Here is a 16,437-nt window from a genome sequence, read left to right on the forward strand (position 1 = left end):
GAGGAAAGGTCCGGCACGGGTGATCTCGAAGGCTTCCGCTCCCGCACCCGGCGCGGACACCTCCGGCGACTCCTACCTCCCCGCGCACGGCAACGGCGGTTACCGGGTCCGGCACTACGACCTGACCCTCGACTACAAGGTCGCGCCGAACCGGCTGTCGGCGTCGGCGGTGATCACCGCCGAGGCGACGCAGGCGCTTTCCCGCGTCAGCCTCGACTTCGGCGAGTTCCGGATCACCCGCGTGCTGGTCGACGGCAAGCCCGCGAAGTACCTCAAGCGCGTGCGGAAGCTGCACGTCAAGCCGCAGAAGGCGATCGCCGCGGGCAGCGAGTTCACCGTGGAGGTCTTCTACGTCGGCAACCCGCGCCCGGTGGGGAGCCGCTGGGGTGACGTCGGCTGGGACGAGCTGACCGACGGCGCGCTCGTGGCGAGCCAGCCGGTCGGCGCGCCGTCGTGGTTCCCCTGCAACGACCACCCGTCCGACAAGGCGACCTACCGAGTGAGCGTGACGACGTCGTCGCCGTACCTGGTCGCGGTCACCGGCGAGCTGGTCGACCGCTACACCTCGGCCAGCACGACGAAGTGGGTCTTCGAACGCCACGAGCCGACGGCGACCTACCTGATGAGCGTGCAGATCGGCCGCTACGACGACGTCGACCTGAGCGGCGGCGGCTGGTTCGCGCGCGTGGGCGCGGCCGCGCGCCGGCTGAGCATCGACATCGGACGCGCGAGCGGGCAGGTGGAGGCGGTCCACGAGACCGTGCCGCAGCGCGCCGCCGTGCCGCCGCGGCTGCGCCGGCCGTTCGAGCACGACTTCGGCAGGCAGGGCCGGATGATGGAGGTCCTGCAGCGGCTGTTCGGCCCGTACCCGTTCGGCGAGTACCAGATCGTCGTGACCGACGACGATCTCGACGACCCGATCGAGGCGCAGGGCATGTCGATCTTCGGCGCCAACCACGTCGACGGCCGCCGCACGTACGAGCGGCTCGTCGTGCACGAGCTGGCGCACCAGTGGTTCGGCAACAGCCTGACCGTGGCCGATTGGCGCCACATCTGGCTGAACGAGGGCTTCGCGACCTACGCCGAGTGGCTCTGGTCGGAGGAGTCCGGCGGCGAGTCGGCCCAGTCGCTGGCCCGCACGTGGCACACCCGGATGAAGGCCAAGCCGGCCGACGTCCGGGTCGCCGACCCCGGCGTGGCGCGGATGTTCGACGAGCGCGTCTACAAGCGCGGCGCGCTGACACTGCACGCGCTGCGGGCGGAGATCGGCGACCCGGCGTTCTTCGCGGTGCTGAAGGCGTGGACGACCGAACACCGCCACGGGCTCGTCACGACCGCCGCGTTCATCGCGACGGCGGAGGAGTACGCGGGCCGCTCGCTGGGGACGTTCTTCACGCGCTGGCTGGACACCCCGGCGCTGCCGCCGCTGCCCTAGCCGTCGATGCGGTCGAACGCTTCCGGCCGGGGGAGTTCCCTTGGCCGTTCTCACCCGGACGGGTGGTCTTCCCGGCAGAATGGGCCTTCGACGAGGGGAGCGCTGATGAGCGAGCCGGGGCCGCCCTACGGGTATCCGCAGTGGCAACCGCCGGCGCCGCCGAAGAAGACGTCGCCGGCGGCCGTCGTGCTGATCACCGGCTCGGTCGTCGTGGTCGTCGTAATGGTGCTCGCGTTCCTGGCCTGGGGGTATCCCGGGTTCCTGCGGAAGCCGGAGGGCAACGCCGACGGCGTGTGGTTCCCGACGTCGCCGTCTTCGTCGCAGCCGCCGGCCACGCTCGCTTCGCCGAGTGCCTCGGCTCCGCTGCCCGGCGGCCGTGCTCCGCTGCCGAAACGGCCGCGGCCGCTCGCCGACCCGATCACCTGCGCGTTCACCCCCGCTCCCGGCTCGCCCGCGCCGAAACCGGCCACGCCGCCGCCGGACGGCCCGGTGCCGTCGTCGGGCACCGTCGCGGTGCGGCTCGCGACCAGCGCGGGCGCCATCGGGCTGACGCTGGACCGCGCGCTGGCGCCGTGCACCGTGGTGAACTTCCTGAGCCTGGCGAAGCAGGGGTTCTACGACGGCACGTCGTGCCACCGGCTCTCGGTGGTGGACGGGCTGCAGATGCTCCAGTGCGGCGACCCGGCCGGTGACGGCACCGGCGGCCCGGGTTACACGATCAAGGACGAGACGTTCCCCGAGCTGACCTACGGCCGCGGCATCCTCGCGATGGCCAAGACGTCCGAACCCGACTCGGGCGGCTCCCAGATCTTCCTGGTCTTCGGCGACACGCAGATCCCGCCGGAGTACACGGTGTTCGGCAGCATCGACGACGCCGGCCTGGCGGTCCTCGACAAGGTGGCCGCCGCCGGCGTCGACACGTCCAAGCCCGGCATCGGCGACGGCAGTGGCCCCCCGAAGACCCCGGTCACCTTCACCGCCATCACCACCCCGTGAGGGAAGCGCCGACACGCGTGATCGAGGAGCCGACACGCGTGATTGAAGGGTCGACACGGCGTGTGAGGCCGGATGCTGCGCGTGTCGACTCTTCAATCACGTGAGTTGACCCGGCAATCACGCGAGTTGACCTTCTGATCACGGGCGGTCCAGCAGGTCTCGGAGGGCGGCCAGGAGGGTGGGGACGGCCGTGGGGGACGACGTGTGGCTGCGCCAGGCGATGTAGCCGTCCGGGCGGACCAGCAGGCAGCCGTCCTCGGCGATGCCGCTGAGGCGGGACCAGTCGCCGTAGGCGTCGCGGACCTCCGGGTCGCCGACGCGCACCGTCCGCAGGTCGAGGCCCAGCTCCGCGCCCACCTTGGCCGCGGCGTCGCCCCACGCGGTGCCGGTCAGGCCGGTCAGCACCGTCCAGCGGCCGCCGCCGACGACGTCCAAAGTGGACACCCGGCGGCCGTGCGGGCCGACCAGCCACGCGTGCGGCAGCTTCGCGCCCGGTTCGGTGCTGGGCCGGTGGAACAGCTCGGGATCACGCTCGGACGCCACCGGAGCGACGCCGTCGGGCAGCACCGCGCCGGAGACGTAACGCTGGTCCATCTCGACGCCGTGGGCGTTGAACTCGTAGTGCTTCAGCTCGATCGCCTTCTCCAGCTCACGCCGTTTCGACGCGCCCTCGGGCGTCGGCGCGAGGCAGGTTTCGAGGCCCGCCGTGATGCCGTCGGAGTCGGTGTCGCCGGCGATGCCGAGCGCGGCGAAGATCGGCCCGAACTGGTCGCGGCTGAGGTTCGCCCGGTCGACGATCTGCTTGCCGACCGGCGCGCGCTCGGCGGTGTAGCTGTCCAGCAGGCCTTCGCCCGCTTCGCCGCGCACGACCATCGCGAGCTTCCACGCCAGGTTGTACGCGTCCTGGATGGACGTGTTCGACCCGAGCCCGTTGGACGGCGGGTGCCGGTGCACCGCGTCCCCGGCGCAGAACACCCGGCCGGTGCGGTACTCCGTCGCGTAGTTGTGGTTGACCGTCCACAGCGACGTCGAGGTGATCTCGACGTCGAGGTCCGGGTCGCCGACGAGGTCGCGCACCAGCCGCGTCGCCTCTTCGACGTCGACCTCCGGCGGCGCCTGCTCGATGTCGTAACCCCAGGTGAGCAGCCACTCGTTCCACGGCCGCACCATCCGGACCAGGCCCATCCCGATCCCGCCGAGGTGCGCGCCCGGCCGCATCACCCAGTACAGCACGCTCGGCCGGTGGGCCACGTACGGCGCGAGGTCCGCGGTGAACGTGATGTTCATGCTGCCCGCTTTGCCGGTCTGCCCGGCGATCGGCAGGCCGGCCAGCTCGGCGACGCGGCTGCGCGCGCCGTCCGCGCCGATCAAGTACTTGGCGCGCAACGAGAACTCGTCGCCGCGCACGCGATCGCGGAAGCGGACCGTGACGCCGTCCGCGTCCTGAGTGAAGTCGAGGAACTCGGTGTCCAGCCGCAGTTTCGCGCCGCGCGCGGCGGCTTCGCTCGCCAGGATCGGCTCAAGGTAGGTCTGCGGCAGGTCGATCATGTGGCACGGGCTCGCGGCGCCGTACTCGGCGGCCGACCCGGCGCCGGTGCCCCAGCTGGCGATCCGGCCGATCTCCGGCCCGGTCAGCGACGTGCAGAGCACGGTGTCGCCCATCAGGTCCGGCGGCGTCCCGACGGCGAGGGCCTTGTCCTCGACGCCGAGGTCGCGGAAGACCTCCATGGTCCGCTGGTTGGTGATGTGCGCCCGGGGCGTGTTGGCCATCCAGCCGTACTTGGTGGCGAGCACCGTGGGGACGCCGTAGGTGGCGAGCAGTAGCGCCGCCGAACCCCCGGCGGGGCCGCTGCCGATCACTATGACGTCGGTGTCGTAGCTCATCTCGTGCTCCCGGGCTGGATGCGGAAAGTGAAGTCGAGCCGGCGCCAGAGCCCGGGCTCGCGGCCGTCCGGGGCGGGCCCGGACTGCTCGGTGAAGTCGACGATCAGGCCGTCCTTGACGCCGAACACGGTGTCGGAGTCCAGGTACTCGCCGCCGCGGACGAACAGCTGCGTGATCAGCGTCCGGAACCCGGGCTTGGCGATCATGAAGTGCACGTGCGGGGCCCGGTACGGGTGGCGGCCGACGACGTCGAGCATCTGCCCGACCGGCCCGTCGGCGGGGATGGGGTACGCGCTCGGCACGATGGTCCAGAACCGCAGCCGGCCGTCGGCGTCGGTGCGGAAGCGGGCGCGCAGCACGGGTCCGTCGAGATCGGGCAGCTGGACGTCGTAGAAACCGTCCTCATTGGACTGCCAGACGTCGACGACCGCCTCGGGAACCGGGGTGCCGTGGGTGTCGGTGATCCGGACGTCCGTCCACAGTGGAGTTCCGGGCAGTCCCGCCGCGAGGTCGGCGCCCTGCGGCGTCTCCGGCGGGCCCTCGACGTAGAACGGGCCCAGCACGGCCGACGGCGTGGTGTCCGGCGTGCGCGAGTTGGTCAGGACGTCGACGACGCTGGACACGCCGAGCGTGTCCGACAGCAGGATGAACTCCTGGCGCGTGTCGCCGGAGATCTGCCCGGTGCGGGTCAGGAACCCGATCGCGTACTCCCACTCCTCCTGCGTGAGGTCGGTGCGGATCGCGTAGCCGTGCAGCGTTTCGACGAGGTCGGTGAGCAGCTCGCGGACGCGGTCCGGCGCGCCCGCGAAGCTCTCGACGACCTGCTTCGTGAGCGCCGCGAGCACCGGGGGAGCCGTCGTGAGGGCGCCCTTCAGGGCCTGGCGCAGCAGGTCCGCCTCGGGCTCGTCGGCGATATCGGCTTCGGTGAGCCCGAGTTCGGCCAGCGAGTGCGGGATCGGCAGGGACGCGGTCAGCTCGAAGACGTCGTTCGCGTCGTCGAGGCCCAGGTGCGCCATGACGTGCGGGAGCAGGACGGCGTGGGTTTCGGCGTGCGGCAGCCCGAACTTGCCGCCGAGGTGGTGGCACAGCTTGTGGTGCAGGCCCATCGACACGCTGTCCAGGCACGAGCCCGCCAGCCACGCGCCGCGCAGGGCGGCGGTCCGCGCGTCCACATCGGACGGATCGGCCACGATCCGCGGCAGGGCGTCCGTTAGCAGCCGGATGGCCTCGCCGGCCAGCAGGTCCGTCATCGGGTTGGCGTCCGGGGCGTAGCGCGCCTCGACGGCGTGGGCGAGCGCGTTGATCCCGCTGGCGGCCGAGGTGGCCACCGGCAGGGAGAGCGTCAGGCCGACGTCGTAGAGCACGACCTCCGGCCGCACCTTCGGGGACCGCTGGGTGGTCTTGTGGCCGTCGGCGGTCTCGCCGAGGACGCTCGTCAGCTCCGAGCCCGCGTACGTCGTGGGCACGATCAGCTGCGGCAGGTCGGTGCGCAGGGCGATCGCCTTGGCCAGCCCGGTGGCCGAGCCGCCGCCGACCGCCACGACGCCGTCGACGCCGTGGTCGGCGACGACCTTCAGCGCGCGCTCGGTGACGTCGACCGGGGTGTGCATCGCCGCGTCCTCGAAGCGCGCGGCCAGCCGGGGGCCGAGCGCGGCGGCGGCGCGGTCGCCGTAGCGCGGGCCGGCGACGAGCAGGACGCGCCCGAGTCCCAGGCGGCCGGCTTCCGCGCCGACGTCGTCGAGGGAGCCGAAGACCACCCGCACGGGGTTCGCGGCGTAGCTGAACGAGGTCATGCGAGGGAGTATCCGGCCTGGTCGGGGCCCGGTCCTGCACGTTCGTGCTGCGTCGAGGCACGAAACGCGCGTCTCGGCGTCTCAGCTCGCCCGGCGCAGGGCGGCCGGCGTGGTGCCGAGCTGGGCGCGCAGCACGCGCGTGAGGTGCTCCTGGTGCGAGAAGCCGCAGCGGACGGCGATCTCGGCGATCGGTTCGGTGCCGGTGCGCAGCAGCAGCCCGGCCTGCTCGACGCGCAGCCGCAGCAGGAACCGGTGCGGCGGCAGGCCGGTGCGGGCCTTGAACTGCCGCGAGAACTGGCTGACGCTCAGCCCGGCGAGCGCGGCCAGGTCGGCCAGCGGCGCCGGCTCGGCCAGCTGGTCCGCCATCCGGTCGCGCACCCGCGCGAACTGCCGGTCGGACAGGCCGCGGGCCGGCTCGGGGAGCAGGACGCGCCCGGCGTGGTGGTGGCGGACGAGCTGCGCGGCGACGAGCGCGCCGAGCTGGTCGGCGTAGGTCCGCGCGCTCGGCTCCCAGTCGCGGACGACGCCGTCGAGGCTCAGCACGAGCTGTTCGAGCAGCGGATCGCTGCCGAACTCCTCGGCGAGCCGCACGGGCGCGTTGCCGCCGGCCGCTTCCTGGACGGCGTCGTCGGCGACGTAGACGTGCACGGTGTCGAGCTCCCCGCCCAGCTCGACGGACAGGTCGACGTGCGACGGCTGCAGGAACAGCCCGCCGGCGGGCATCCGCCGGCTCTGCTCGTGGGGCGTCCCGACGCCGCGCCGGACCGTCACGGGCCCGCCGAGGTGCAGGATCAGCTGGTGGCTGCGGGCCGGTCCGAACGCGGCGCGATACGGGCGTTCCCGCTGCTTGGAGAGGTAGACGCGGTCCCAGCCGAGGCCGGCGCTGGTGCGTTCCGGGCGGACCCAGGGCAGCGCGAGGATGCCGTTGGTGTCGGTCAGCCCGAGTTCGCCCACGCCTGCCTCCTCGACGTCGAGGCCGACCCCGATCGTACCCGCGCGAAGGGCCGGCTCACGTCCTCAAACAGTCGCCTCGCGTACCCAGCCAGTCGGCCCGCGTACCCAGGCAGTCGGCTCACGAACCGACCCTCCAGGTACGTGAGCCGACTCTGCAGGTACGCGAGCCGACCGTCTGGGTCAGCCTGGGCTGGCGCGGCCGTGGCGCCAGTAGCCGAGGAACGCGATGCCGGACTTCGGCCAGCCGCGGTCGCGCACCAGGTGGCGGCGCACCCCGGTGGCGAGCGCGGTCTCCCCGGCGACCCAGGCGTAGGCGCGGCCGGGCGGCAGGTCGGCGTCGCGGACCGCCTGCAGCGCGAGCGCGCCCGGGCGGCCGGGCCGGAGCCGCGGCAGCCAGTGCACCCGGACCCCGGCCGGGGCCTCGACCTCCCGGATGTCCGACTGCGCCGGCACCTCCAGGAAGACCTCCGCGACCAGGTCGGCGGGCGCGCCCTCGAGGATCGCCAGGACCGCGGGCAGCGCGCTCTCGTCCGCGGCGAGCAGCTGCCAGGCCACCCCGGCCGGCGGTAGGTAGCTGACGCCGAGGTCGAAGACCCCGGCCGGGTCGCCCGAGCGGGCGCGACGGGCCCACTCGGCGGCCGGGGCGTCGCCGTCGTGCAGGGCGAACTCGATGTCGATCTCGCCGGGGCGGGACCGCCGGATCGTGTAGTTGCGGACCCACGGGCGGCGGCTCTTCGGCATCAGCAGCACCTCGGCCATCCAGCCCTCGTGGTCCCGGGTCGGCATCCGCAGCCCGTCCTGCCCGGCGCGCGGGAAGAACAGCCGGACGGCCTGGTCGTCGCCCGCCGGCTCGAACTCAGCCAGCTCCGGGCCGCCGAGGGTGAGGGTCCGGAACGCCGGGCTCGGCGCTGTGTTCGCCAGGACTTCGAGGGTGATCATCTTCCGCGTCTTCGCGCGGCGGACCTTCGGGATCATCAGACGTCCAGCACGAGCCGAGGCGAGAGCGCTCGGGAGACGCACGCGTACATCCGGCCGGGCGGCGCGCCGATGTCGTCGCGGTGCTCGGGCTCGCCGTCGACGACCGCCAGCTCGCAGCTGCCGCAGACGCCTTCGCGGCAGCCGGATGGCACCGGGCGCCCGGCGTGGGTCAGCGCGTCGAGCAGGGACTCGTCCGGCGGGACCTGGATCGTCTGCCCGGAGCGGGCGCAGACGACCTCGAACGCCGTGTCGGGCCCGAACACGCGGCGGGTGGGCTGGAAGCGTTCGGCGTGCACGCGCGGGAACACGGCCTCGGCCGCGGCGAGCATCGACGCCGGGCCGCAGCAGTAGACCTCCGCGCGTGGGCTGAACGCCGCGAAGTCCGGCCGGCCGCGTTCGGTGGTGGGGAACAGCCGGACGCGGTCGCCGTACTCGGCAAGGAGTTCCGAAGCGAAGGGCATGGTCGCGAGCGATCGGCCCGCGTACACGAGCGTCGCCGAGGCCCCGGCCGCGACGGCGGCCCGCAGCATCGGCACCATCGGCGTGATGCCGATCCCGCCGGCCAGGAACAGGTACTCGGGTGCCGGTTCCAGCGGGAAGTGGTTGCGCGGCAACGAGACTTCGAGCGTCCGGCCGGGGCGCAGGTACCGGTGGACGTACTCCGAGCCGCCGCGGCTGAGCGGGTCGTGGCGGACCGCGATCCGGTAGCTCGTGAGGTCGCCCGGGTCACCGCACAGCGAGTACTGCCGGGTCAGCCAGTTGGGCAGCGCGAGGTCGACGTGCGCGCCCGGCTCCCACGGCGTCAGCGGTCCTTCGTCTCCGTGCAGGACAAGGGAAACGACGTCGTCGGCGAGCCGCTCGACGCGGTCGAGGATGGTCTTCTGCATGGGTCAGTACAGCTTCCGGTAGCCGGCTTCGAGCATGGCCTCGAACTGCGCCGGGTCGACGTCCACGCCGAGCTGGTCGGACACGATCTCGCCGGCCGACGGCAGTTCTTCGGCCAGGGCCTGGCTCGCGGGGTCCCAGAGGCGGGAGCGGATCAGCGCGCGGCCGCAGTGGAAGAACACCTGCTCGACCTCGACGACGATCGCCAGGTCCGGCTCCTTCGCCTCGGTCCGCATCCGGGCGAGCACGTCGGGGTCGTCGGTGACGTACGCGCGGCCGTTGACGCGCACGGTTTCCCGCACGCCGGGGACGAAGAACAGCAGGCCGACGCCGTCGTTCTCGGCGATGTTGCGGAAGGAGTCGGCGATCTTGTTGCCGGCGCGGTCGGGCATGGCGAGCGTGCGCTCGTCGAGGACCTTCACGAAGCCGGGGTAGTCGCCGCGGGGCGAGCAGTCGGCGCGGCCCGCGGCGTCGGCGGTGGCGAGGGTGAGGAACGGGGAGTGCGCGATGAAGCGGCGGACGTGCCGGTCGACGTGGCCGAGGATCTTGGCCTCGATCATCGCCTCGGGTTCGCCAAGCCGCGCCCGCACCTCGGCCATGGAGACTCGGCGCAGCATGTTTGTGCTGGTCATGACACAATTATGAGCAATCATTCGGATCTGGCGCTACTCGCTTTTGGGGAGCGCGACAGGAGGAGCCGTGCCGTCGGACCCGCGCCGCATCCAGCCACGTAAACAGCCCCGCCAGGTCCGCGCCGAGCTCACCCGGGAGCGGATCCTCACCGCGGCTGCTCACGTTTTCGCCGAGCACGGCTACGCCGCAGGCACCACCAACCGCATCGCCGAGCGGGCCCGGATCTCCATCGGCTCGCTCTACCAGTACTTCCCGAACAAGGACGCGATCCTGGCCGAACTGCTGATCCGGCACCTGGATTCCGGGGAGGAGTCGACCGGCTGGCAGCAGCGCCACGAGCTGACCGGCTCGCTCGACGAGATCGTCCGCGCCCTGGTGCACCTCGTGATCGAGCACCACCTCGACGACCCGCAGCTGCTGCGCCTGCTGCTGGAGCAGGCGCCCCGTTCGCAGGAGCTGCTGGAGAAGGTGGGCCGGTACGAGCAGGCCCGGATCGCCTTCGCCCGTGACCTGTTCGACCGGCACCCGGAAGTCGGGGTCACCGACACCGCGACGGCCGCGAAGCTGGTCGTGACGACGTTGGAGCTGGTCGTGCACCAGCTCGTCGCGTCCCGGGAGCCGGTGGACCTCGACCGGCTGGAGAACGAGCTGGTCGGCATGCTCACCCGCTACCTCAGGGGCTAGCTCCTGAACAGCGTCCAAGACTTTCGTCCTCCTCCGCGCGGGGGAGGGCACGCGGCCTGACGTAATGCTCGTCGGTGGCCGGAAGTTTCACAGGTGCACGCGGGGAGTGCGTGCACGTCCTCAGCAAGGCCGGGGGGCCTGAGGGCGGACGGGGAGTGGTGCCGGGCCCGCGCAGGGGCGGGCCCGGCAGCGCCCAGGCGCTGCCGGAGTGAGTCTGCTCGATGGGCTTCGTGATCCTGGCGGTGCGGGCGGGTCGCCCTCGTACCGGGGGTTGTACTCGGGTGAGCCGCCCGTGCCGTCAGGGGCCGCCTGGGCGCGAAGACCGCGAGCTTGACTTGCTCCGGCAGTGCCTAGCTGTCGCGGGCGGCGAGGGCGGCTTGGGTCCGGCTGGTGACGCCGAGCTTGGCCAGGACGTTGCCGACGTGCGCCTTCACCGTGCGCTCGGCCAGCCGCAGCCGGGCCGCGATGTCGCGATTGGACAGTCCTTCGCCCAGCAGTTCCAGCACGTCGCGCTCGCGCGGGGTCAGCGTGCCGCCCGCGGTCAGCGCCGCCGCGGCCGCCGCGCGGGCGGCGGTTACGGCCTGGCCGGGCTGGCGGAACAGGCCGCGGCGGACGGCGGCGAGCTGAGCCACGGGCCGCACGAGGGTGAATGGGTCGTCAGCGTCGTGCTGCCGGCAGCTGCGACACGGTCACGAACCGGAAGCCGCGCTGCTTGAGCCCGTCGAGGATCGGCCCGAGCGCCTGGCGCGTCGGCTCGCGGGACGCGTACATCGCGTGCAGCAGCACGATCGAGCCGGGCCGCACCTGGGCGAGCGTGGTGTCGCGGATGGTCGCGGCGTCCAGGGTGCCCGCGGAGCGCGGCTTCCGGGGCCCCGAGCGTGCGACGCCAAAGCCGTGAAGGCCTCCTTACCGGCCATAAGAGCCGGGAAGGAGGCCTTCACGGACAACGGCTCAGAGCGGGTTGAACTCGCCCAGCGGGGCGGTGCAGAAGGGGCCGCCGACGAACTCGGCCGCCGCGCCCGTGGGGGCGGGGCGGGACGCCAGCTGCTCCGCGTAGACCTCGGCGTCGTCCAGGGACTTGTAGCCCAGCGCCTCGGCTTCGGCCAGCGAGTAGATCCGGCGCGTGTTGTCCGAGACGCCCCAGATCAGCCGGTAGCCCGGCGACGGCGCGGCGAGGCAGGCCTCGAACAGCCGCGCGCCGTCGTCGGGGGAGAGCCACGTCGTGAGGCCGCGCGGGCCCAGCGGCAACGGCGTCTCGAAGCACGAGCCGATGCGGATCACGATGACGTCCATCCCGAACCGCGAGTGGTACAGGCTGCCGAGCGCCTCGATCACGGCCTTGCTGACGCCGTAGTAGGTGTCCGGGCGCGGCGAGGAGTCCGCGGGCAGGTCGTCGTCGTTGCGCCGGAAGCCGACGGCGTGGTTGCTCGACGCCAGGAGCACGCGCTTGACCCCGGCTTCGCGAGCGGCCTCCAGCACCGTGTGGGTGCCGTCGATGTTGACGTCGAGGGTGGCGGCCCACGAGTTCTCGCGGCTGTGGCCACCGAGGTGGATCAACGCGTCGACGCCCTCGCACGCCGCGGCCATCGCCGCCGCGTCGGTGACCGATGCCGTCACGACCTCCTCGGCGGCGTCCGACGCCGTCTGCGGGGCCACGTCGAGCAGGCGCAGCACCCGGCCGGGGCGCCGCAGGCGGGGGCGCATCAGGGTGCCGACGACACCCGCCGACCCGGTGATGAGCACACGCTGGTCCGTCAATGGACTTCCTTCCGTAAGGGCGGCGGTCAGCGGATTCCGGCCCGGCGCAGCTGCTGCCCGAGCTCGGCGGTGGTCTCCGCCAGCAACTCGCCGACGCGCTGGGCGTCGGCGTCGGTCACCTGGGAGATGGGCATCGAGCAGCTGATCGCGTCCGTGCCCGGGATCCGGTAGGGGATCACCGCGGCGACGCACCGGACGCCCAGCGTGCCCTCCTCGATCTCGGCGGCGTACCCGCGTTCGCGGGTCGCGGCGCACTCGGCGTGCAGCGCCTCTAGCGAGGTGATGGTGTTCGGGGTCAGCGGGATCAGCGTCGACGGCAGCAGCGCCTCGATCTCTTCGTGCGTCAGCTCGGCCAGCAGGGCCTTGCCCAGCGCGGTCGCGTGCGTGGGCAGCGTGCGCCCGACGCGTGAGACGAGGTGCGTGGAGCGCTGCGACTCCCGCGTCTCCAGGTAGACGACCTCGGTGGCGTTGCGGCGCGCGAAGTGCGCGGTGAAGCCGGTCTTCTCCCGGATCCGTTCCAGGGCCTCGGTGGCGAACGGGACGACGGCGTCGCGGTCGAGGTAGGCCGTGCCGCAGATCAGCGCGCGGACGCCGAGCCGGTAGCGGGCGGTGTTCGCGTCCGCCTCCAGCCAGCCGGCTTCCAGGAGCGTGCGCAGCAGGCCGTGCAGCGACGAGCGCGGGAACCCCGTGCGCGCGTGCAGGTCGGAGAGCGAGAGCCAGACGTCGTTCGCCGCGAAAGTTTCGATCAGATCGACCGCCCGGCGCGCGGATTTCACCCCTGACGACTCGGCGGGCGCACCGTCGGTCGCCGCCGGGTTGGCCACCTTTTGCGGCATTTTCGCGCCTCCGTCCGGCCGTTGACTTGTGACTCCGGCCATATTAGCGTCCCGAACAGCGTTCTTATGGATGAACATAATCACTATAACAGATCCCGTTCATGGATGTGAATATGCTCGTTCATGTGCCGGCGGAGACGCTCGAGTACAACGGAGGCAGGGGAAGCCCGGTGCGGCACCGCAAAGCAGCGCCGGGTACGACCGTGCCCACCTGACCCGGCCACCATCCGGCCGAAACCGACAAAAGGACGAGAGAGCAGAAACTGATGGCACAGACCGAGATCGCGCTGGACGGCCTGCTGGCGTTCCCCCTCACCCCGTTCACCGAGGACCTCGAGGTCAACCTCGACGCGCTCGCGGAGAACGTGGAGAGCCACATCGCGGCCGGCGCCGGTGCGCTGTTCGTCGCGTGCGGCACCGGCGAGTTCAGCTCGCTCTCGCCCGCCGAGCACGCCGCGGTGCTCGCCAAGTCCCGTGAGGTGGCCGCCGGCCGCGTGCCGGTCTGGGTGGGGGCCGGCGGTGGTGCCGCGGCGGCGCGGGCCGGTGTCGCGGCGGCCGAGGCCGGCGGCGCGGACGGCGTCTTGCTGCTGCCGCCGTACCTGGTCTCCGGGCCGCAGGCGGGCTTGGTCGACTTCGTCCGCTACGCCGTCGGCGACACGTCCGTGCCGGTGATCGTCTACCACCGCGGCACCGGCGTGTTCACCGCGCCGGCCGCGGCGTCGCTGCTCGACATCCCCTCGGTCGTGGGCCTCAAGGACGGCTACGGCGACGTCGAGGTGATGACCCGGATCGTCACCACGATCCGCTCGCTCGACACCGACCGCGCGCGGGACTTCCTGTTCTTCAACGGGTTGCCGACCGCGGAGATGTCCGCCAAGGCGTACGCCGCGATCGGTGTCGCCCGCTACTCCTCGGCCGTGCACTGCTTCGCGCCGGAGATCGCCCACCGCTTCCACCGCGCGCTCGCCGAGGGCGACAACGCGACGATGGACACCCTGCTGGCCGGGTTCTACCTGCCGCTGGTGGCGCTGCGCGACGAGTCGCCCGGCTTCGCCGTGTCGCTGGTCAAGGCCGCCGCCCGGCTGCGCGGCGACAAGGTCGGCTCGGTCCGGCCGCCGCTGGTCGAGCCGACGCCCGAGCAGATCGACCGGCTGCAGAAGGTCGTGGAGGACGGCTTCACGACGTTGAAGGCGCTGAGCTGATGAAGATCCTCGATGTGGTGCTGACCCCGGTCGCGTTCGCCGACCCGCCGCTGCTCAACGTCATGGGCGTGCACGAGCCGTTCGCGCTGCGCGGCATCGTCCAGGTCAAGTGCGAAGACGGGATCGTCGGGCTCGGGGAGTCCTACGGGGACGAAGCGTTCCTCGGTGAGGTGCGCAAGGTGCTGCCGCGGCTGCGCGGCCACGACGTCTTCGACCTGCCCGGCCTGCAGCGGCTCGTCGCGCAGGCGCTGTCGGGCACCGTGCTGACCGACGCGCACGGGCTGATCGGCGGGTTCTCCATCCGCAAGACCGTCGCCAGCGTGTACTCGCTGTTCGAGGTCGCCTGCCTGGACGCGCAGGGGCAGCTGCTCGGCCGCCCGGTGAGCGACCTGCTCGGCGGCAAGGCGCGCGACGCCGTCGAGTTCTCCGCGTACCTGTTCTATAAGTACGGCCGGCACGTCGACGGCCGCGAGGACACCTGGGGCGAGATCACCACGCCGGAAACCCTGGTCGGCTCGGCGAAGCGGATGATCGACGAGTACGGCTTCCGCTCGATCAAGCTCAAGGGCGGCGTCTACGAGCCCGCCCAGGAGGTCGACGGGATCCGCGCGCTGGCCGAGGCGTTTCCCGGGCACCCGCTGCGGATCGACCCGAACGCCGCGTGGACGCCGGAGACCGGCATCCGCGTCGCCGCCGAGCTGGACGGCGTCCTGGAGTACCTCGAAGACCCGACGCCGGGCATCGAGGGCATGGCGCGGGTCGCTTCGGAAGCTTCGATGCCCTTGGCCACCAACATGTGCGTGGTGAACTTCGGCGACGTCGAGCCCGGCTTCCGGGCGCGCGCCATCGGTGTTCTCCTGTCGGACCACCACTTCTGGGGCGGCCTGCGCGCCACCCAGTCGTTGTCGGTGACGTGCGAGAGCTTCGGCGTCGGCCTGTCGATGCACTCCAACAGCCACCTCGGGATCAGCCTGGCCGCGATGGTGCACGTCGCCGCGGCGACCCCGCACCTGACCTACGCCTGCGACACGCACTGGCCGTGGAAGGTCGAGGACGTCATCGAGCCGGGCGTGCTGGCGTTCCGCGAGGGCGCCGTCGCGGTGCCGGCGACCCCGGGGCTGGGCGTCACGCTCGACGAGGACGCGCTGGCGAAGCTGCACGAGAACTATGTCCGATGTGGACAGACCAAACGGGACGATGTGACCTACATGCGCAAGTACGTCGAGGGTTTCGAGCCGAACACGGCGAGGTGGTGACCCGGTGAAGGTGACCGGATACGCCTACCCGTGGGACGTCCTGGAGGACGGCTTCCTCGACCGTGCGCGCGGCCTCGGCGTCGACGAGGTGGCCGTGGCGCTGTCGTACCACAGCACCCGCGCGGCGACGCCCTGGTCGGCGTCGCGCACGGCCGTCGTGGCGCGGCACGCGGCGTTCCACCGGCCGGTGCGCCCGGACGCGTGGGGCTCGCTGCGTCCGTCCACTCCGGACTGGGTGTCCTCCGAGGACAGTGGCGGCGACGCCGTCCGGCTGCTCAACGAGGCCGGGATCCCGGCCGCCGCGTGGATCGTGCTGACGCACAGCTCGCAGCTCGGGTACGCGCACCCGGACGTCGCCGTGCGCAACTGCTTCGGCGAGGTCTACCCGTGGGCGCTGTGCCCGTCGCAGCCCGCGGTGCGCGAGTACGCCGCGGCGATGACCGCGGAAGCCGTCGCCGGGCTCGAGCTGTCGTCGGTGGTCCTCGAGGCGTGCGGCCCGCTCGGCGCGGTGCACCAGCACCAGCACGAGAAGACCGACGGCGTCTGGGCGCCTGCGGTGGCCAGGCTGCTGTCGATCTGCTGCTGCGACGCGTGCGCTTCTTCGTGGGACGTCGATGCGGACACCGTCCGGGCCCAGCTCGTCGAGGAGGTGCGGCGGCTCGTCGCCACCGGGGACCTCGGTGTCACGGCCGACGCTTTGCCTGATTCGCTTCGTCAGGATCTTCTGTTTACAAGACAGAAGGCCACCGACCTGCTGCGGGCCGCCGTGCTGGCCACGCTCCCGGCGGGCACCCGGATCGTGCTGCACGGCGCGCTCGACCCCTGGGTCACCGGCGCGCTGCCCGGCCTCACGCCGGGCGCGATCGACGACGCCGATTCCGTCGTACTCTTCGGCTGGGCGCCCGCGACGGGGGCCGACGCCGTCGCCGCGGCCAGGGAGGCCCTGCCGGAGCGGGTGGCGATCGGCAGCTACATCACCGCCGTGGCGGCCGCCCCCGTGCCCGACATCGCCGCCTACGTCGGCGAGCTCGCCAAGGCGGGCGCGGCCGAGCTGCACCTGTACCACCTCGGACTGGCCGGTCCGGGCCGCTGGCGCGACCTGGACACCGCCACCGCCGCCGCCCACGAGAACTGAGGAGCTGT

The 16,437-nt window shown here is 72.4% G+C and carries 16 protein-coding genes; 6 read left to right on the forward strand and 10 right to left on the reverse strand.

Features of this window, described 5'->3' with window-relative positions; translation table 11 throughout:
* The first annotated feature begins 19 nt into the window (after positions 1–19).
* A complete protein-coding gene (locus OG570_RS27585; protein ID WP_326952090.1) occupies positions 20–1,435 on the forward strand; it encodes a M1 family metallopeptidase in 1,416 nt (471 codons plus the stop codon).
* A gap of 105 nt (positions 1,436–1,540) precedes the next feature.
* Entirely contained in the window at positions 1,541–2,431 is an 891-nt protein-coding gene (locus tag OG570_RS27590; RefSeq protein ID WP_326952091.1) for a peptidylprolyl isomerase, read from the forward strand.
* Positions 2,432–2,569: 138 nt separating this feature from the next.
* Here OG570_RS27590 and OG570_RS27595 read toward each other — a convergent pair whose 3' ends face one another.
* The 6 genes from OG570_RS27595 to OG570_RS27620 all read right to left on the reverse strand — a co-directional run bounded on the left by OG570_RS27595 (position 2,570) and on the right by OG570_RS27620 (position 9,557).
* Positions 2,570–4,315, reverse strand: a complete 1,746-nt coding sequence (locus OG570_RS27595; RefSeq protein WP_326952092.1) for an FAD-dependent monooxygenase — start codon at positions 4,313–4,315, stop codon at positions 2,570–2,572.
* A complete protein-coding gene (locus OG570_RS27600; protein ID WP_326952093.1) occupies positions 4,312–6,108 on the reverse strand; it encodes a maleylacetate reductase and hydroxyquinol 1,2-dioxygenase domain-containing protein in 1,797 nt (598 codons plus the stop codon). Before OG570_RS27600 ends, OG570_RS27595 begins: the two co-directional genes overlap by 4 nt.
* 81 nt (positions 6,109–6,189) lie before the next feature.
* Positions 6,190–7,062 carry an AraC family transcriptional regulator gene (locus OG570_RS27605; RefSeq protein ID WP_326952094.1) on the reverse strand — a complete coding sequence of 291 codons (873 nt, stop codon included), beginning with the start codon at positions 7,060–7,062 and terminating at the stop codon, positions 6,190–6,192.
* A 180-nt stretch (positions 7,063–7,242) separates the two neighbouring features.
* A complete protein-coding gene (locus OG570_RS27610; RefSeq protein WP_326952095.1) occupies positions 7,243–8,037 on the reverse strand; it encodes a siderophore-interacting protein in 795 nt (264 codons plus the stop codon).
* Positions 8,037–8,927 carry a PDR/VanB family oxidoreductase gene (locus OG570_RS27615; RefSeq protein ID WP_326952096.1) on the reverse strand — a complete coding sequence of 297 codons (891 nt, stop codon included), beginning with the start codon at positions 8,925–8,927 and terminating at the stop codon, positions 8,037–8,039. Before OG570_RS27615 ends, OG570_RS27610 begins: the two co-directional genes overlap by 1 nt.
* Before the next feature lie 3 nt (positions 8,928–8,930).
* A complete protein-coding gene (locus tag OG570_RS27620) occupies positions 8,931–9,557 on the reverse strand; it encodes an MSMEG_1061 family FMN-dependent PPOX-type flavoprotein (RefSeq protein WP_326952097.1) in 627 nt (208 codons plus the stop codon).
* A gap of 67 nt (positions 9,558–9,624) precedes the next feature.
* Between OG570_RS27620 and OG570_RS27625 the strand changes: the two genes are divergently transcribed.
* Positions 9,625–10,242, forward strand: coding sequence for a TetR/AcrR family transcriptional regulator (locus OG570_RS27625; RefSeq protein WP_326952098.1), 618 nt, complete (start codon positions 9,625–9,627; stop codon positions 10,240–10,242).
* 350 nt (positions 10,243–10,592) lie between these two features.
* Here OG570_RS27625 and OG570_RS48350 read toward each other — a convergent pair whose 3' ends face one another.
* The 4 genes from OG570_RS48350 to OG570_RS27645 all read right to left on the reverse strand — a co-directional run bounded on the left by OG570_RS48350 (position 10,593) and on the right by OG570_RS27645 (position 12,836).
* A complete protein-coding gene (locus OG570_RS48350; RefSeq protein ID WP_442788191.1) occupies positions 10,593–10,874 on the reverse strand; it encodes a response regulator transcription factor in 282 nt (93 codons plus the stop codon).
* Positions 10,875–10,899: 25 nt separating this feature from the next.
* The gene (locus OG570_RS27635; protein WP_326952099.1) at positions 10,900–11,046 is read right to left on the reverse strand and encodes a hypothetical protein; all 147 of its coding nucleotides are present in this window, start codon (positions 11,044–11,046) and stop codon (positions 10,900–10,902) included.
* Between the two features lie 147 nt (positions 11,047–11,193).
* Complete coding sequence (locus OG570_RS27640; protein ID WP_326952100.1) at positions 11,194–12,000, reverse strand: NAD-dependent epimerase/dehydratase family protein; 807 nt, start codon at positions 11,998–12,000, stop codon at positions 11,194–11,196.
* Between the two features lie 26 nt (positions 12,001–12,026).
* Positions 12,027–12,836 (reverse strand): IclR family transcriptional regulator, encoded by an 810-nt coding sequence (locus OG570_RS27645; RefSeq protein WP_326951126.1) that lies wholly within the window; start codon positions 12,834–12,836, stop codon positions 12,027–12,029.
* Positions 12,837–13,102: 266 nt separating this feature from the next.
* Here OG570_RS27645 and OG570_RS27650 point away from each other — a divergent pair, with 266 nt between their 5' ends.
* The 3 genes from OG570_RS27650 to OG570_RS27660 are packed head-to-tail and all read left to right on the forward strand — an operon-like array spanning position 13,103 to position 16,429.
* Positions 13,103–14,038: a 5-dehydro-4-deoxyglucarate dehydratase gene (locus OG570_RS27650; RefSeq protein WP_326952101.1), complete on the forward strand. Its 936-nt coding sequence runs from the start codon at positions 13,103–13,105 to the stop codon at positions 14,036–14,038.
* The gene (locus OG570_RS27655) at positions 14,038–15,294 is read left to right on the forward strand and encodes a glucarate dehydratase family protein (protein ID WP_326952102.1); all 1,257 of its coding nucleotides are present in this window, start codon (positions 14,038–14,040) and stop codon (positions 15,292–15,294) included. The genes OG570_RS27650 and OG570_RS27655 overlap by 1 nt, the downstream gene beginning before the upstream one ends.
* A gap of 4 nt (positions 15,295–15,298) precedes the next feature.
* Positions 15,299–16,429, forward strand: coding sequence for a hypothetical protein (locus OG570_RS27660; RefSeq protein WP_326952103.1), 1,131 nt, complete (start codon positions 15,299–15,301; stop codon positions 16,427–16,429).
* Positions 16,430–16,437 lie beyond the last annotated feature (8 nt).

Origin of the sequence: Amycolatopsis sp. NBC_01286, assembly GCF_035982555.1 — a bacterium.
In the GTDB taxonomy this organism is placed as follows: Bacteria; Actinomycetota; Actinomycetes; order Mycobacteriales; family Pseudonocardiaceae; genus Amycolatopsis.

Excerpts from the sequence above, each read along its gene's own strand:
- OG570_RS27590 (WP_326952091.1), top strand. The coding sequence starts at position 1,541 with ATGAGCGAGCCGGGGCCGCCCTACGGGTATCCGCAGTGGCAACCGCCG.
- OG570_RS27595 (WP_326952092.1), bottom strand. The coding sequence starts at position 4,315 with ATGAGCTACGACACCGACGTCATAGTGATCGGCAGCGGCCCCGCCGGG.
- OG570_RS27600 (WP_326952093.1), bottom strand. The coding sequence starts at position 6,108 with ATGACCTCGTTCAGCTACGCCGCGAACCCCGTGCGGGTGGTCTTCGGC.
- OG570_RS27610 (WP_326952095.1), bottom strand. The coding sequence starts at position 8,037 with ATGATCCCGAAGGTCCGCCGCGCGAAGACGCGGAAGATGATCACCCTC.
- OG570_RS27615 (WP_326952096.1), bottom strand. The coding sequence starts at position 8,927 with ATGCAGAAGACCATCCTCGACCGCGTCGAGCGGCTCGCCGACGACGTC.
- OG570_RS27620 (WP_326952097.1), bottom strand. The coding sequence starts at position 9,557 with ATGACCAGCACAAACATGCTGCGCCGAGTCTCCATGGCCGAGGTGCGG.
- OG570_RS27645 (WP_326951126.1), bottom strand. The coding sequence starts at position 12,836 with ATGCCGCAAAAGGTGGCCAACCCGGCGGCGACCGACGGTGCGCCCGCC.
- OG570_RS27650 (WP_326952101.1), top strand. The coding sequence starts at position 13,103 with ATGGCACAGACCGAGATCGCGCTGGACGGCCTGCTGGCGTTCCCCCTC.
- OG570_RS27655 (WP_326952102.1), top strand. The coding sequence starts at position 14,038 with ATGAAGATCCTCGATGTGGTGCTGACCCCGGTCGCGTTCGCCGACCCG.